Origin of the sequence: Pleomorphomonas carboxyditropha, from assembly GCF_002770725.1 — a bacterium.
GTDB lineage: Bacteria > Pseudomonadota > Alphaproteobacteria > Rhizobiales > Pleomorphomonadaceae > Pleomorphomonas > Pleomorphomonas carboxyditropha.
The window spans coordinates 54,314-70,745 of sequence record NZ_NQVN01000025.1 but is presented as its reverse complement, the minus strand read 5'-3'; the positions used below and the strand labels follow the sequence as shown (position 1 = coordinate 70,745).

At 64.7% G+C, this 16,432-nt stretch carries 16 protein-coding genes; 1 reads left to right on the top strand and 15 read right to left on the bottom strand.

The window, feature by feature from the left end; genetic code table 11:
• The 11 genes from CJ014_RS23665 to CJ014_RS23615 all read right to left on the bottom strand — a co-directional run.
• Positions 1–2,251: hypothetical protein (locus CJ014_RS23665; protein ID WP_100082973.1), on the bottom strand; the 2,251-nt coding region annotated here is incomplete at its 3' end.
• Positions 2,252–3,193: 942 nt separating this feature from the next.
• Entirely contained in the window at positions 3,194–3,544 is a 351-nt protein-coding gene (locus tag CJ014_RS23660; protein ID WP_100082972.1) for a hypothetical protein, read from the bottom strand.
• Positions 3,537–3,983, bottom strand: coding sequence for a hypothetical protein (locus CJ014_RS23655; RefSeq protein WP_165790967.1), 447 nt, complete (start codon positions 3,981–3,983; stop codon positions 3,537–3,539). Before CJ014_RS23655 ends, CJ014_RS23660 begins: the two co-directional genes overlap by 8 nt.
• A 458-nt stretch (positions 3,984–4,441) precedes the next feature.
• Complete coding sequence (locus tag CJ014_RS23650) at positions 4,442–4,819, bottom strand: hypothetical protein (RefSeq protein ID WP_100082970.1); 378 nt, start codon at positions 4,817–4,819, stop codon at positions 4,442–4,444.
• A complete protein-coding gene (locus CJ014_RS23645; protein WP_100082969.1) occupies positions 4,816–5,019 on the bottom strand; it encodes a hypothetical protein in 204 nt (67 codons plus the stop codon). Before CJ014_RS23645 ends, CJ014_RS23650 begins: the two co-directional genes overlap by 4 nt.
• Positions 5,016–5,231, bottom strand: a complete 216-nt coding sequence (locus CJ014_RS23640) for a hypothetical protein (protein WP_100082968.1) — start codon at positions 5,229–5,231, stop codon at positions 5,016–5,018. Before CJ014_RS23640 ends, CJ014_RS23645 begins: the two co-directional genes overlap by 4 nt.
• A 157-nt stretch (positions 5,232–5,388) precedes the next feature.
• Positions 5,389–6,153, bottom strand: a complete 765-nt coding sequence (locus tag CJ014_RS23635) for a DeoR/GlpR family DNA-binding transcription regulator (RefSeq protein WP_100082976.1) — start codon at positions 6,151–6,153, stop codon at positions 5,389–5,391.
• Positions 6,154–6,414: 261 nt separating this feature from the next.
• A complete protein-coding gene (locus tag CJ014_RS23630) occupies positions 6,415–7,233 on the bottom strand; it encodes an ABC transporter permease (protein WP_100082967.1) in 819 nt (272 codons plus the stop codon).
• A gap of 3 nt (positions 7,234–7,236) precedes the next feature.
• Positions 7,237–8,115, bottom strand: coding sequence for an ABC transporter permease (locus tag CJ014_RS23625; RefSeq protein ID WP_100082966.1), 879 nt, complete (start codon positions 8,113–8,115; stop codon positions 7,237–7,239).
• 1 nt (position 8,116) lies between these two features.
• Positions 8,117–9,223 carry an ABC transporter ATP-binding protein gene (locus tag CJ014_RS23620; protein WP_100082965.1) on the bottom strand — a complete coding sequence of 369 codons (1,107 nt, stop codon included), beginning with the start codon at positions 9,221–9,223 and terminating at the stop codon, positions 8,117–8,119.
• A gap of 76 nt (positions 9,224–9,299) precedes the next feature.
• Positions 9,300–10,439: an ABC transporter substrate-binding protein gene (locus CJ014_RS23615; protein WP_100082964.1), complete on the bottom strand. Its 1,140-nt coding sequence runs from the start codon at positions 10,437–10,439 to the stop codon at positions 9,300–9,302.
• 302 nt (positions 10,440–10,741) lie between these two features.
• Here CJ014_RS23615 and fabG point away from each other — a divergent pair, with 302 nt between their 5' ends.
• Positions 10,742–11,515 (top strand): 3-oxoacyl-ACP reductase FabG, encoded by a 774-nt coding sequence (gene fabG, locus CJ014_RS23610; RefSeq protein WP_100082963.1) that lies wholly within the window; start codon positions 10,742–10,744, stop codon positions 11,513–11,515.
• Between the two features lie 64 nt (positions 11,516–11,579).
• On the opposite strand, the gene CJ014_RS23605 is transcribed toward fabG, so the two are convergent.
• The 4 genes from CJ014_RS23605 to CJ014_RS23590 form a co-directional block, all read right to left on the bottom strand.
• A complete protein-coding gene (locus CJ014_RS23605) occupies positions 11,580–12,167 on the bottom strand; it encodes a hypothetical protein (protein WP_100082962.1) in 588 nt (195 codons plus the stop codon).
• Between the two features lie 778 nt (positions 12,168–12,945).
• Positions 12,946–14,274, bottom strand: a complete 1,329-nt coding sequence (locus CJ014_RS23600) for an aspartate aminotransferase family protein (protein WP_100082961.1) — start codon at positions 14,272–14,274, stop codon at positions 12,946–12,948.
• The gene (locus tag CJ014_RS23595; protein WP_100082960.1) at positions 14,271–15,287 is read right to left on the bottom strand and encodes a phosphotransferase enzyme family protein; all 1,017 of its coding nucleotides are present in this window, start codon (positions 15,285–15,287) and stop codon (positions 14,271–14,273) included. Before CJ014_RS23595 ends, CJ014_RS23600 begins: the two co-directional genes overlap by 4 nt.
• A 186-nt stretch (positions 15,288–15,473) precedes the next feature.
• The gene (locus CJ014_RS23590) at positions 15,474–16,409 is read right to left on the bottom strand and encodes an ABC transporter substrate-binding protein (protein ID WP_100082959.1); all 936 of its coding nucleotides are present in this window, start codon (positions 16,407–16,409) and stop codon (positions 15,474–15,476) included.
• Between the last annotated feature and the right edge of the window lie 23 nt (positions 16,410–16,432).

The following is a 16,432-nucleotide window of genomic DNA, read 5'->3' as shown; positions in this document are numbered from 1 at the left end:
TGCTGGTCAGGAAGCCGCCTGATGTCCCGCCACCGGTGAACTGGCCAAGATCCAGGGGGCCGCTGGATGCAGACTGAGCCACGCTCGCCGTGGAACTGCCACCAAGCCACGTCGCGTTGTTCGCCGGCTTGCCGATCAAGCCCACCGCTTCGCTGACGGTGCTGTTCATGTTGCCCAGCGAGCCCGTCGTCTTCTCCAGCGCGGAGTTGAAGTTGGTCACATACTGCGAGCCGGAAGTCCCGAGCGCATCCACAGCGCTGGAACCGGTGGCCATGGGGCGGCCGGTGAACCAAACACTCGCGGCATCGTTGGCGTTGCCGTAGCGGGCAAGCGAATTCCCGAATTGCTGATTGAACACGGCATCCTGAGCCCATGGCGAATTCAGGAACTGCTGCGGCGTCATCTGGTAGCCGAGGGCGCTCTGCGTCCATGGGCCGATGTTGCTGCCCATGACCTGGTACTTGCCATAGGCACGATCGCCGCTGGAGAGAACCTGACCCAGAGCCGAGTAGTTGCCGCTGCTCTCGATCGAGCCAATGGCCTCGCGATAGGCCGCCAGATTGGCAACGCTGCTCGCGGCCGCCGTCGACACGTTGTCGTTCGCCACCGAGCCGGCAAGCGTCTTCGACACCGTCGCGGCGACGGAGGCGGTTGAGGGCGTCGACGACGTACCAACACCGAGCGCCGCGGCGATTTTCGGTCCGGCCCACTTTGCCGCGAGGTTGACCAACAGTATGATCACTTCGGACAGGACCGATTTCCAATCGCGGGTACCAGCGAGCGCCTGCCCGATCGAGTCGGCGACGGAGGTAAAAGCGTCGGTGGCGCTCTTCGCGAAATCCTCCGTTTTGGCCTTCAGCTTTTCGTTCTCATCGGCCAAGACCGCTTGCGACGACGCGAGGTCGATAATGTCTTGTCGCTGCTGCGGCGTGATCTTGCCGTTCTGAGCTTGCACCTCGTTGAGCAGTTCGAACGATCGGCGCAGCGCGTCGGCTTCGACGGTGGTGAGGCCAAGCGCCTGACGCTCCATCTCGAGCTGAGCAGTCGCCTCGCGCGCCTTCTGCATCACCTGGTCGTATGGAGAGACGTAGGAGAGATCCTTGCGCGGGTCGGGAACTGGAGTTGGCGGCGTGACGGCAACCGCGCTGGTCGATGGAACGACGATCGGCTCAAGTGCTGTGCTGGCGGGCGTGCTCGTCGTGTTCCGGCGCTTTTCGAGAATATCGAGGATTCTCGCTTCTTCTTCGGCAAGGGCCTTTTGCTGATCTTCCAAGGTGCTGATGATCGCTGAATTATCCGCACCCCAAGCACCGCCGATCCCTTCGCGGTCTTGGGCTTTCAACTCGAGGATCTTGTTCTCGATATCGACACGCTCGGCACCGATGCCGGCGAGGCGATCTTGAAGACGGTTGGTGCCCTGTTCGTCGACGCTTTTGAGGCTGTCAATCAGATCATCAACGGCGCTGACGACTTCGACGATCGCGCCTTTCATCCCCATGCCGATGGTGGTTGTGATCGCCGTGAATTTCCGGTCGATCTCATCGGCCTTGGCAAGCACTTCGTCGGAGAGGACGGCCCCGACCGCGTGAGCTTCGACCACCGTTCGCCGGAGGCCGTCCGCGCCTTGAGAGATGAGCTGGACGGCCTTTTCTCCGCCCTGACCAAAAATTTCGTCGAAGACTCTGATCCTTGCCGACCGATCCAGTTGTTGTACTCGTCCGACGATCTCAACCAGAAGCGCCGACGGATCCTTGAGCTTCTCAGCGAGCTCGGACGCGGTGAAGCCGAGACGCTGGAAGCTCTCAGCGCCCGAGCCGCCGCCAGTGCGAATCCATTCGTCACTTCGAATACTCAACTCACGCATCGCATCGGCGAGCGCGTCGACCTCGATGCGGTTGACCTTGGCGACGTAAGCCAACTCTTGGAACGCTCGGTTGCTCAGACCTGACATTTTGGCTTTGTCGCCGACTTCGGCGAGCGAGCGGGCGAAGGCTTGAGCGGCGGCAGCGGCGCCGGCAAGGCCGGCTGTTACAGCGGGAACGCCAAACGCGGCGATCCGAGCCGCCGCCATACTAGCCGATGCAGCGATACGGCCGAACGAAGCAGTCCACGCAACATCGGACGTGGTCGCCGCCCGCTTCATTTTCTGCTCGTACGCAGCGATCTTCATATCAGCCGCGCCTAAGCCTGCGGCGAGACCACTAGCATCGGCGTTTAGTTCGAGGAACAGCCCTCCGACGCGTGCAGCCATGATGCGAAATCCTTCTTCGTGAGCGGCGCGCGGCGCCGCCTCAGTGGCCCTCCGGGCCGTTGAGCGGGTTCGCTCGATGTTCCGCGTCGAGACCCTTTCGGGACCGGATTTGTGATTTGATGATTGAAAGAGCCTATCGGCTCTCAAGTGCTTATCTGGAAAGGCGTTTCAGCCTTGGAAGGGCGTGGCACAAGTGTGTCCACTCCCATATATTATATACTGAGCGCGGACATACTTGTGCCAACCTGTTCCGCGGCGGCTGGATCTGGCTTTCCAAGGCGGTACCAAGTCCGACGCGAGATCCCGAGTTCTTCCCACGGTCGCTTGTTGCTGAGGCTCTCAGCCTCGTAAAGCGCCCGCTGCTTTTTGACCGTCCCAGCGCGTGTACGGCGTTTCCGTTCGCGATCACGCTGGCGTCGGTCTTCCGCGACGGCTGCAACTCGTTCCGCCTTGGTCTCGTCGATCGCCATCATTGTAGTAATCGAGCAAGCCCAGCGCTCTTCCGCTGTGAGATGGAGCAGCTTTCCAGCGCTGGGGCCGGTCAGCGGCTGATATCGCCCGCCGACCCGCTCTAGAAACTCTTCCAGCCTATGGCAGGAGCTAAGTGCGGTCCTTTCGCCAACGATGCCCACGATTCCGGATTGCTGCATCATGGGGAGGTCCGGCGCCATTCCTACCGCAACGAACAGGCTGTCGCACCAGACGTCGGACAAGCCCTGTAAGTCCGGCCAAGGTAGCCAGTGTTCAGCGCGGAAGGCGATCAGCCGCTCGATTTCACCCCGGCGCCGAAGAGCGCGACCTCGACGCGGGGAGAGAACACGGGCGCGTTTGACTTTCCGAACAGTATGCGCCATATTCTAAACGTCCCTGGTGGTTCGGGGATGGGGTTCATGACGATGTTTCAGGCCGTTCCGGTGTGGCGCCGGAGCGGCCTTTTTCTTGTCAGTTTGCCGGCCCGGTCGGATCGGTGGCTTCAGCGGCGGCGCGCTGGATCTCCTCGACAAAGAGCTTTTCGGCCGCATCCATCATCACGCGGCGGTGCTCACGGGAGATCACGCCAGCCGGGTCGTGCTGTTCGAGCGTTTCGGCGATGGTCTTGCGGAGCTTCTTGCGAAGTGGCTTCAAGCCGTTCATGATTTCTAACGCGGATACCTTGCTGAGCATCGTCTCGGCGAACACGATGCCGGCCTTCTGAACGTCCCGTTCGAAGTCAGGAACGGCCACAGCGGCGAGGTCTGCCAGGAGCTTATTCCGCATCGCCTCAAGCGCGGCGCGGATGGGGTCATCAGTCATTTCTCATTTCCTCCAGAAGATCGGCAATCGCCCCGACGTCGAGCATCCTGGCGACGCGGATCCGCGAAGGCTCCGGCGTCGATCGCACCGCAGCCTTCAGCGCCTCGGTAAGGCTCGCCGGCAGCGATGGCGGCTCAACTGCGTACATAGCGCGCAAGCCCGCCAGAGGCGCAATCGCCGCCGCCAGATGGCCGCCACCGTCGAGGACGTCGCGACCTTCAGGCGACAGGCGAAGCTCAGCACAGAGCGATGGCCGCGAGAAGGTCAGATTGATGTATCTGAGCCAATGCGCCCCCTCGTCCATCCGGCCGGCGAGAGCGTCGACGACAAGAGCCTCAATGAGGTCGAGAAAGCTGTGACCGGCCGGTAGCCCGGCCGTCTGGCACCAGACGTCAGGCACACCGGAAACGGTGGCGAAGGGCGATGAGCCGTCAGTCACCACATACGGTCGGACGCACCGCAGGCGCCCAAGGTGCCCCGCAAACGCTGCGATCTCCGGCTTGCTGTCGCCAGCCAGTCGGCAAACTAGCATCGCCGCAATCTCACGCGTCGTTACTTCGCCTTGCGTGGGGCCAAGGGGCCGAACAGGGCGAAGGCCGCTGTCTGAGGCGACAGCCCACGCTGAACGGGCAATGCTCGGAGCCGCCGCCGGCAAAACAGCCGTCGTCGCCCGCAATAGATTCGCAGGTCGCATGATCGTTTCTCGAGCAGGGAGGTATGAAAAAGGCCGCTCGCGCCTCAGCGCTGCGGCCATCACACAATTATCGACGTTGGGGAAAATGTGCTCGGTGTTTGAGTCTATGTCAAGTGCATGCCCATTTGAGCGTACAAATCTCCGCTCGCGAAGCATTACCATCGCGTTCATGGAGAATCACCTCTTATAATTTATGGTTGTCTTTAGTCAATTGTCAGCTCACGTAACAGCTTTGCCGCCTCGATTTGGAATCTTGAAGGCTCTTTCTTCTCTTTTCCAGAATAAACAGCATGCGCCGCTTCGGCCGCTCGGAACACGGCCGCAGAAATAGCCGCCGTTGAGCCCCATCCGCGCTTGTGCATCTCGGAGAAACTTTCTCCGAACGCAGACCAGACGGTGAAATACACAAAGTCCTCTTCATGGCACTGGCGCTGGACGAGCTCGACAACGAGAATGGCCGCCGCATCCTCGGCACGCTTGGCGGCGAGGTAGTCCTCTCCAAAGCGCTGGCTGGCCAGGGCAAGCTCCTCTGGCCAGCCATTGCGCTTCACGACGGTGCTGAACCGGCCGGAGATCTTCACCTCCGTCGCCCCTTCCGACCACCAAGAGCTTGGCGGGCGTCTTCAGCGGCGGCCTTGGCAGACCAGACGCGCCGCTCCATCTCGTCAAGCTCTTCGTGGCTGTAGCGCCCGCTGGCGACGGCGGAGCGGAACCGTTCCTCGATGTCGCTGGCGACGGTGGCGAGCTTCATCGCCTCGGAAGTGCGTGGGTCGATCTTCATGCCGGCGCCCTCCTGTCAAGAAGCCACAAGAGTTTCTTTGCAGCCACGGCTATATCTCGAGCGTCGGCAGTCGACCCAAGCCGATCAGTGACCACCATCGCAGTGTCCTCGTTGATGTCGTCGTCCCCGATGTCGTCCGACTCCTCTTTCATGATGATAGCTGTTTCGATGACCGCGATGAGGTCTTCCAGATGCAGTAGCTTGTTGCTCATCGCGCCCTCCCCTGAAAACAGGTTGGGAAAAGCGAGAGATTCCCCTTGAGAATCAATAAGGGCAGGTCACCGGGTTGGGGGCGGCAAGGTGTTGATTTTGCCGAGAAAAAGTATTCCTGCTGGAGTCGCCAGCTTTCCATCGCCGCACGCAAATCCCTCAGCTCGCCGTCACCAGATCCACGCCCGACTGACGAAGCGCCATGGCGAGCTTTTCCGGTGGCGCGGCGTCGGTGACGAGCGCGTCGACGTCGCGCCATGGCGCGTAGCGGGAGGGGAAGATGGCGTCGAACTTGGAATGGTCGGCCACCACCACGCATTTGGCGGCCCGCGCCACCATCGCCGTGTAGACGGCGCCGCATTCGAGCAGCGCCTCCGACGGACCGTCGGCGGCAAGGCCCGAGGCGCCGGTGATGGCGTAGTCGGCGTAGAAGTTGCCGAGGAAGGAGACGGCGTGCACGCCGACGGTGGCGCCCTCGCTGGCGTGATAGTCGCCGGGCAGCATCAGTACCTTGATGGTCGGGTTGAAGGCCAGCACCGTCGCCACGCCAAAGGAATGGGTGATGACGGTGATATTCTTCATTTCGACGGCGATGCGGCGGGCGACGTGGACGGTGGTGGCGCCCGAGCCGATCATCAGCACGTGGCCGTCGCCGATCACCTTCAGCGCGGCGCGCGCCATGCGCTGGCGCTCCTCGACGTAGAGCCGATGCCGCTCGGTGACCGACGGCTCGCTGGACAGCGGCCGGACGGCGCCGCCATAGGTGCGATTGAGCAAACCCTGCGTCGTCAGTTCGTCGAGGTCGCGGCGGATGGTCTCGGTGGAAACGTCGAGCCGGCGGGCGAGCTCGGCGACACGCAGCGACGGGCTCGAATCCAGCTCGGCCAGAATCTGGGTCTGCCGCGATGATTTGGTCCGCTTCATGCTGCGCGCCATGGTCCCGTTTGGCCAATTCGGCACCGATTCGGCCATCCCCTTGATCAGTGAGGTTTTCAGGTCGAGGTCATAGCGGTCAAGGCGTCTTATTATCTGCCCCAGTCGCCGACGGTTTCTCTTTTTCGCCTCAATCGCCGGCGGGCCTCCGGCCCTTGGCTTCCGCTCCGCTTCCGTCATTCGAGACGCTTCGTGTCTCGAATGACTCGCTTCGCGCCGCGCCGCTTGGCGCCGGAAGCCGCTTCCGCGGCTTCATCCTTCCCGAGCTCGCAGTTCGGCGCGACGCCGGATGAGGAGCCGAATGAGGCCGCCGCCGAGCAGAAGCGCCGCCGCCGTCAGCGTGCTCATGGTGCCGAGCGCCGGCACCATCGGCGTGTAGCCGGCCACCATCTTGGAATAGAGCCATTTCGGGATCGTCGAGTCGGCGCCGGCCGTATAGAGCGACAGCGGGAAGTTGCCCCAGGACAGGAGGAAGGCGAACAGCGCGCCCGACCAGATGCCCGGCCAGAGGATCGGCAGCGTCACCGTGCGCAGCGTGAACAGGCGCGAGGCGCCGAGGTCGCTCGCCGCCTCCTCCAGCACGGGATCGAAGCTGAACACCTGGATGGCGATCACCAGCGTCACCACCGGCACGATCCAGACGAGATGGGCGACGACGGCCGTCTTCCAACTGGGGCTGATGCCGAGCGCGTTGAACCAGAGCAGCAGCGCCAGGCCGAGCACCGGCTGCGGAAAGAAGATCGGCAGCAGCAGCAGGCGCTGGAAGGCGCGGCGGCCCTTCCAGGGGTAGCGGGCGAAAGCCAGCGCGCCGAAGAAGGCGAACAGGACGCTCAGCACGGTGACGATCAGGGCGATCAGCACCGAGTTCTGCACCAGAACGTGGATTTCGAAGGAGTCCAGGGTCTTGCCCCACCACTCGGTGGAGAAGATCCGGACGGGAAAGGCGAAATAGCGTCCCTTGGAGAGGCCGGCCAGGGCGCCGCAGGCGATCGGCAGGTAGATCGCCAGCACGACGAAGACGGTCCAGGCGCGGATGAGGAAATGGGTGCGGGTACGTCCGACGGTCTGCATGGCTCAGCGCTTTCCGAGGATCTTGTCGAGGTCGAGCCGGGCCATGGCGGCGAGCGCCAGACCGGAGACGATGAGGACGAGGATGAGGGCGAGCGCCGATCCGAGCGGCCAGTTCTGGGCGTAGGTGAAGGCCACCTCGATGTCCTGGGTGATGGTGATCACCGACTGTCCGCCGAGGATCTTGGCCTCGGCCACCGCGCCGGCCGCCAGCACGAAGGTGAGCAGCGCGCCGATCAGGATGCCGGGCATGGCGAGCGGCAGTTCCACCTCGCGCCAGATCATCATGCGCCCGGCCCCGAGGTCGCGGGCGGCGTCGACGAGGTCGCGCGGGATCATGGCGATGCCGAGCGTCATCGGGAACAGCATGAACGGCAGGTAGACGTAGACCATGCCGAACAGCGTGATGCCGGGCGTGTAGAGCAGCTCCGGCCCGCCGGAAAAGCCGAACCACTTCAGCGCTCCGTCGAGCACGCCGTTCTTGATGAAGAACAGCACCCAGCCGTAGAGCCGGACGTTCTCGGAGACGAACAGCGGGAAGACGAACAGCACCGACACCAGGCCGGACCACTTGCCGAACACCTTGTTGAGGCCGAAGGCGATCGGATAGCAGACGATCAGCAGGATGGCGACGCAGCAGAAGGCAAGCGCCAGCGCCCAGGCGAACGACGTCCAGACGGTATTCTGCGGATCGAAGATCGCCGCGAAGTTCTGCAGCGTGAAGGAGCGGAAGACGTCGAAGCTCTTGGGCGTCGCGAAGGCGTAGGCGGCGACGGTGACGAGCGGGGCGAGGAAACCGGCGACCAGCAGGAACAGCACCGGCAGCGAGGCGCGAAAGCCGGGCGTGAGCTTCGGCGCGGGGGCGGAAAGCGAGCCGTCGGCCATCTCAGCCTCCCACCACGATGGCGTTTGCGGCATCCCAGCCGATGGTCACCTCGCCGTCGCCCTTCCAGGCGGCGGCGCGCGGCACCTCGACGAGGAAGGTGCGGCCGGTGCGGCTCCTTATCTGATACTGAAGACGCGAACCGAGCGAGTACTCGTTGAAGATGGTGCCCGACAGCGTGTTGTCGGCGCCGGCTTCCTCGGTGACGAAGCGCATGTATTCGGGGCGGATGACGACACTGGCTTCGTCGCCGTCGATGGACAGCCCGGGCGCCACCGCCACCGGCTTGCCGTCGCGGCGCAGCCAGCCGCCTTCCGTGCGGCGGATCGGCACGACGTTCACCTCGCCGAAGAACTCGGCGACGAAGCGGTCGGCCGGCGTCGAGTAGATCTGTTCGGGCGTGCCGATCTGCACCACCTTGCCGGCGCGCATGACGCCGATGCGGTCGGACATCACCATCGCCTCTTCGAGCGAATGGGTGATGTAGACGAAGGTCTTGCCACTTTCGCGGTGCAGATCCTTGAGCTCCTTTTCCAGCAGCTTCTTCAGCTTGTAGTCGAGGGCGCTGAGCGGTTCGTCGAAGAACAGGACGTCGGGGTCGTAGGCGAAGGCGCGGGCGAGCGCCACGCGTTGCTTCTCGCCGCCCGAGCAGAGCATGACGTTCTTGGCGTAATAGTCTTCCGGCAGGCGCACCTTGGCCATCAGCTCGAGCGCCCGCCTGCGCCGCTCCTCGGGCGCCATCTTGCGGACGCGCAACGGGAACTCGATGTTGTCGCCCACCGTCATGTGCGGGAAAAGCGCCAAGGACTGGAAGACCAGACAGGTCGGCCGCCGGTTGGACGGCACGTCGTTGATCAGCTCGCCGCGCAAGGTGATGTAGCCGCCGCTGGGGCTTTCGAGGCCGGCCAGCATCCTGAGCAGCGTCGTCTTGCCCGAGCCGGACGGGCCGACGATGGTGACGAACTCGCCTTCCTCGATGTCGAGGCTGATGCCGTCGACCGCCGCGAAGCCATCGAACACCTTGCGGACGTCGACGAGTTGCAGCACCGGCCGCGGCGTCTTCGGGGCAGCGGATGAATCGGACAGGGAAGAGGCGGCGACAGACGACATGGGCGAGCGATCCTGACGGCAAGACTTGGGAGGAGCCGTCCGCCGGATATGGCGGACGGCAGTGTTCGGGGAGCGGTCAGCCGCGCTGGCGCTTGGCGGCGAGGACGATCTCCAGCGCCTTGTCGTAGTCGGGCACGATGTCGTACTCGGCCGACCGGGCCATCTCCTCCTCGACGCTGTCCCACTGGATGGCGTCGAGCTCTTCCTTGGTGAACAGATCGAAGCAGGCCTTGTTGCCCATCTGCGTCACCGGGTTGAAGGTGCCTTCGGCAAACGCCACCGTGTGCGCCACCTCCGGGTCCTGGACATACTCCAGGAACTGGGCGGCGAGCGGCGACAGCTGCGGGTTGTTGACCGTCGAGGTGATCTCGATCCACGACACGCCGCCCTTGCCGTCGATCGGTCCCTTCAGCGGCGTGACCGCCCGCAGGTTCGGGTAGCCGTCGGCGCGGGCCGGCGACACCGAATAGGTGCCGCCGGTGAAGTGCAGGTCGATCTCGCCGGAGATCAGCGCCTGGTTCATGGTGGCGATGTCGCCGATCATCTTGGCGCCCTTGAAGATGCGGACGGCGGTCTCCTCGAAGGCCTTGAAGTCGGCGTCCGTGTGCTCGACGAACGGGTTGATGCCGGCGGTCAGGAAGATGTCGAAGACGTTCCAGTCGTCGGATTCCAGGATGCCGTACTTGCCGGCGAGCGACGGATCGTTGAACAGGTCCCAGCCCTGCTCCTCGGCGGTGGCCCGGCTGATCTTGTCGGTGTTGACGACGAAGGAATAGGGCCCGAAGCGCTGGGCCATGCCGAGGAGGTCCTTGCCGTCGTCGCTCATCGCCCAGCGGTAGGGCGCCTTGAAGGCCGGCAGCATCTTGTCGAAATAGGGCTCGAAGGTTTCGCGCGGCAGCGGCTTGATCAGGCCGGCCGGCGCCATCACCTTGCGCGCCCAGGGATTGTTGACGTTGATCAGATCCCAGACGTTGGTCTCGCCGGCCCGGAGGCGGTTGATCATCGTCGGATCGTTGGTGAGGCTTTCCGCCTTCACCGTGGCGCTCTTGGCCGACCGGAACGGGTCGAGCACCTGCGCTGAGTTGTAGCCCTCCCAGCAGAGGATGTTGAGCTCGCCCTCGCGGGCGGCGAAGGCACGGCTCATGGAAAGAAGCGGGCCGGCGAAAGCGGCCGCCCCCATCATCTGCAACATGTTGCGCCTGGACATCGGACCCATTGGAAAACCCTTTCCTGCTGATGGTTGGTCTGTTCCCTTTTGTTATGTTGGAAGTCTGTCGCAAAAATGTGTTGTTTACAACATCAATTTCAATGGGCATGGTGGCCGGCATCGAAGGGCAGCCGTGCGGCGAGCGAGGGGCTCGAAGGTTGCAAGAGCGGCATGAATACGCGTTAAAATCCGTTGTTTTCCGGGAAATTCCGCAACCTCGCCGCCGGCCGCATCTTTTTTGTTCGACCGCTGCCGCAAGCGTAGTCGATGTGCCGGAATTTTGGTCAAGCAACGACAGAAGGGGAAACGAAATGTTGAAGTCGCTACATGGAAAGACGGTGATCGTCACCGGCGGCAGCCGCGGCATCGGCAAGGGAATCGCCCTGCGGTTCGGCGAGGCCGGCCTCAACGTGCTGGTGGTATCGCGCAGCGAAGCCGATGCCGTAGCCGTCGCCGGGGCGATCGGGCCGAATGCCAGCGGCTTTGCCGCCGACGTGTCGACGCCGGAAGGCTGCGCGGCCATGGCTGAGTCGGCGGTCGACCGCTACGGCGCGATCAACGTGCTGTGCGCCAACGCCGGCATCTTCCCGGCGGCCAAGCTGGCGGAGATGACGCCGGCCGACTTCGACCGGGTAATTTCGACCAACCTCCGCTCGACCTTCCTCAGCGTGTCGGCGGTGCTGCCGGCGCTGACGGCGGCGGGCGGCGGCCGCATCGTCCTCACCTCGTCGATCACCGGTCCGGTCACCGGCTATCCCGGCTGGTCGCACTACGGCGCCAGCAAGGCCGGCCAGCTCGGCTTCATGCGCACGGCGGCGATCGAGCTGGCGCCGAAGGGCATCACGGTCAACGCCGTGCTGCCGGGCAATATCTTCACGGAAGGTCTCGAGGGGATGGGCGCGGACTACATCGCCAGGATGGAGGCGTCGATCCCGCTGAAACGGCTCGGCACGGTCGCCGACATCGCCAACGCCGCGCTGTTCCTGGCCTCCGAGGAAGCCGCCTATATCACCGGCCAGACCATCACCGTCGATGGCGGCCAGATCCTGCCCGAGAGCCTGGGCGCCCTCGAAGCCATGGCGTGAGGCTGGAAAAGATCCGACCAAAGCGGGCCGCCCCGCGGAGCGGGCCCGCTTTGCGTCGCAGGGATCAGCGCATGGCGCTCAGCTTCAGCAACCGGCAAAGCGCGACGAGCTGCGGATCGTAGCTGCCGGCGTTGACGCTATCGCAGCGACGCAGGAGGTCGCGGCGTTCGCTGTCCGACATATTATTGAAGGCCTCCTGCTGGGCCGGCGTCAGCCCGCCTCCGGCGTTGCCCGTGCCGTCATCGGCGCCGGGGGTGGTGCCGGGGGCCGTGCCGCCGACGGTGACGTCGACATCGGCGAGGCCGTTGGTGCCGCCGACCGTGGCGTTGGCGTTGACGCCGTTCGAGCCGCCGACCGTGGCATCGACATCGGCGACGCTGCTGCCGCCGACCGTGGCATTGGCGTTGACGCCGTTCGAGCCGCCGACCGAGGCGTTGGCATCGGCAGCGCTGCTGCCGCCGACCGTCGCGTTGGCGTTGACGCCGTTCGAGCCGCCGACCGAAGCGCTGGCGCCGAGGCCGTTGTTGGTGCTGATACCGGCGTTGACGCCGTTCTGTCCGCCGATCGAAAGGCTCTGGGCGGAAACGCCGACAGACAGCGCCAGCGTCAGGCAGACGGCGAGCGGACCGGTCCGAATGATGCGATCAGACATCGCGTGGTCCTCCTCTACAGACCGGCTTACATGAATCGCCGGACGGGAAGACTACGTATCAAGCAACCGACGGTTCCTGGGTTGAACCAAGGTCGTATCCGGCCCCCCGGCCGCGGACAGCGGCGGTTCGTGGTGGGGCGGGATCATCAATGGAGGCACGGCCCCGTCCGGCCCGAGGTCCTGCGCCTTCGCGCAGGAAGACGTATCCGGGGCAAATTCCCGGGCACGCTGGTGCAGTCCCTGTCACGCCGCCATCGCTGAGCGCATCGCCTCCCATGGATTGTCATCCTCGCGAAGGCGAGGACCTCAGGACGAGAAGGGGATGAGGGGCGTATCAGGCGCCTTGCGTTGCCGGAGCGCTATATCGACCGATTGCTCCATCCTGCCTGAGGTCCTCGCCTGCGCGAGGATGACAGCTTTATATTGGGGAACAAAGGGATAGGTCGGCGCACTGGTAGCCGAGGCAAATTCCCGGATACGCTGGCACGAAATTTCTGGCCTCGCATGTGCGAGATCATGCCATTTCAATGACTCGATAAATATTGCCGCCGCTTTCCAAGCGGCGTTTCTCAAGCGTGCCCGGGAATTTGCTCCGGGTACCAGGATGACAACCTATGTATATGTTTCATATGTATAATTCTGTCATCCTGCGCGAAGGCGCAGGACCTCGGGCCGGGAAAGGCGAGCGACAGATATAGGTCTCCAAGCGAACCGGAGCGCTGCTTAGCATCGTTGGGTTTTAAGGCGCCCTCCCCCTGGCCCCCAGCCGGCCGGGTTCTCACCGGTCTCCGAGAATGGCCTTCAGCGTTGCGACGAAGAAGTCGGCATTGTCCCTGGAGAAGCAGAGCGGCGGCCGGATCTTCAGCGTGCTGCCCCAGAGGCCGGCGGCGCCGATCAGGATGCCCCGCTCCTTCAGGGCGTTGATGACGAAGGTGGCGAGCGCCTGGTCGGGCCGGCCTTCGGCATCGACGAAGTCGAGGCCGATGAACAGGCCCGCTCCCCGCACCGCGCCGATGTCGCGGCGATTGCCCATCACCGCCGTGAGAGCCGCCTTGAAATAGGCGCCGACCTCGCGGGCGTTGCCGATCAGCCCTTCCCGCTCGATGACGCCGAGCACCGCCGCGCCGGCGGCCGCCGCCACCGGATTGCCGCCGAAGGTGTTGAAATAGCCGGTCTCCTCGCAGAACAGCGACAACAGCTCCGGCCGGGTGACGACGCCGGCCATCGGGAAGCCGTTGCCCATCGGCTTGCCCATGGTGACGATATCGGGAACGATGCCGTGCCGCGAAAATCCCCAGAGGCCGCCGCCGGTGCGGCCGAAACCGGGCTGTACCTCGTCGGCGATGAACAGGCCGCCGGCCCTGTGCGCCACCTCGACCGCCGCCTTCAGGAAGCCGGGCGGATCGGCGAAGATGCCGTCGGAGGAGAAGATGGTGTCGACGATGACGGCGGCGAAGCCGACGCCCTTGTCCTCGAGATCGTCGATGGCCGCCCGAAGGTTGGCGGCGAAGAAGGCCGCGACGTCGCCGCCGGGCGCCAGCGCCGGATCGGGCTCGGGAATGACGCGCACGAAGTCCGGCACCGGCTTCGACTTCATCGACGACGGCGAGATGGCCGTCACGTGATGGGTATTGCCGTGATAGGCGGCGCGGGTGACGACGAAGCCGCGCTTGCCCGTCGCCGCCTCGGCGATGCGCATGGCGAGGTCGTTGCTCTCCGAGCCGGTGCAGGTCATGGTGAGGTTGGAGAGCGGCGCCGGGAACTTCGACAGCAGCGCCTCGGCATAGGCCTCGACCGGCCCGGTCAGGTAGCGGGTGTGAATGTTGAGGACGGCGATCTGCTTGGCCACCGCCTCGGCGACGGCCGGATGCGAATGGCCGACGGACGGCACGTTGTTGTAGACGTCGAGATAGCGCCTGCCGTGGGCGTCGTACATGAAGACGCCCTCCGCCCGCACCATCTCGATCGGCTCCTTGTAGAACAGGACCGACGAGGCGCCGAAGGTGGCCTGCCGCCTGGCGACGCGCGCCGCCAGTTCGGGCGCCAGGGCGGCGCCGTCGGAGGCCTCGAAGCGGTTGAGGGCGAGGATCTGCTTGGTCGGGCTCATGCCACACCCTTCAGGAAATCGGCGGTCAGATAGCGTTCGGCGAGGTCGACGGTGCCGGCCGTGTAGGCCGGTCCCGTCGATTGCCCGGTCGGCGTCTCGGAATGCGAGGCGATCCAGGCGGTGAGCTGCATCCGCCTCAGCATCACCAGCATGGGCAGCGCCGCCGCCTGCCCGGCATCGAGCGGGGCGACGCGGGCGTAGCCGTCGAGCCAGGCGGCCATCAGCTCGGGAACGATGGGCTCGGCCTCGATGAAGGAAATCGAGGCGGCGAAGTCGTAGGCGAACCAGGAGAAGCCGCAGTCGTCGAAGTCGATGACGCCGAGCCGGTCGCCGTCGACCAGCAGGTTGGCGGCGCGCATGTCGGCGTGGATCAGGCCGAAGCGGTCGGGCGCGGTGCCCAAGGCCGCCGTTTCGCGGTGAAGCCGCGCCGCCGCCTTCTCGAGCACCGCCCGGCCGGCGGCATCGAGGCCGAGCGCGGCGCGCCAGTCGCCCCAGTAGGCGTTGGGGCCGATGATGGTGTCGAAGGTCCAGGTCTTGCGGACGAAGCCCCCGGGCGGCGACCAGGCGCGGCTATGGGCGTGCAGGCGGGCTGAGATCTCGCCGAGATGGCCGTACCAGCGGGCGAGATCGCCGGCCTCGCCGCCAGTCTCGTCAGGTGCCCGGCCGCTCATGAACTCGAAGGCCACGGCGTTGCGCTGGGTCTCGCCGTCGAAGAAGGTGGCGAGCAGCCGGCCATCTCTCGCATGAATCGGCGCCGGCGTGGCGATGACGCCGGCCGACCGTAGCGCCTCGATCCATTCGAGCTCGGAGGAAATCTCCTCGTCACTGTGGTAGGCCGGACGGTGGACGCGCAGGACCAGCCGGCGGCCGCCCTTGACGTCATCCACCAGAAAGGTGGCGTTCTCGGAAATGGTCAGCAGCGATAATTTCGCCGTTTCGTCGACATTCCAGGTCGGTAGCGCCGAGCGCAGGCCGTCTTCAAGGCGGGCAAGGAAGGCGTCGTCATAGAGCATGCTGGCCGGATCCGTGTTGGACGATGTTTGGGAATGCAACAACATTAATGTTGGAATTGCAACATCAAAAAGCGGGCAGCCATTGCCCGCCCCGCTGGCAGAAAACCATGTCCGCCATAAAAACACATCCCCGGGCAGCGCCGCCGCCCGGGGATGCAGTCTAGACTAAAACAGCCGAAGCGTGCCTCAGCGGGCCGCCGTCCAGCCCTTGTAGTCGGCGATGTTGTCGCGCGTCACCAGCTTGGAGGGCAGCAACGTCACCTGCTGCTCCGGCTTCTTGCCGTTGATCAGGTCGATGCCGATCTGGGTGGCGAGCTGGGCCATGGCATAGGGATCCTGGCTCGACGACGCCTCGACCAGCGACGACGTGTCCTTGAGCTCGGCTTCGATGTCCGGCGCGCCGTCGACGGAGGTGATGAACAGGCTGGTGCGGTTGGCCTGCTTGGAGGCGAGGCTGGCGCCGATGCCCGTCGGGTCGTTGATGGCGAACACGGCGTCGATCTTCTCGAAGCGGGTCAGCAGCGACTGCATGACGTTGAGGCCGCCGTCGCGCGAGCCCTTGGCGTCCTGGTCCGACGACAGCACGTTGATGCCGGAGTTGGCCTCGAACACCTTCTTGCAGCCGACGACGCGGTCGATGACCGCCGACACCTGCGGGCCGTTGACGATGACGACGTCGCCCTTGCCGCCGAGCTTGTCGACGATGTACTGGCAGGCGATCTCGCCGGCCTGGACGTTGTCGGTGGTCACCGTGGCATCGGCGCCCTCGGCGGCGGTGTCGACGGCGACGACCGGGATGCCGGCGGCCTGGGCGCGGGCGATGGCGGGCGCCACGGCCTGCGGATCGGCCGGGTTGAGCAGGATCAGGTCGACGCCGGCGGCGATGAAGTTGTCGATCTGGGTGAACTGCTTGTTCATGTCGTAGTCGTAGCCGAGGGCGGTGACTTCGACGTTGGGATTGATCTCCTTGGCCTTGTCGGTGGCGCCGGTGGCCAGCGCCACGAAGAACGGATTGCCCATCGAGCCGAGGGAAATGCCGATCTTGTTGAGGTCCTTGGCTCCGGCGGCGCCGGTGAGGGCGACGGCAGCGGCGGCGCCGAGCAGAATGCTGCGAGACTTCATGACTTACTCCTCCTTGGGGTGCC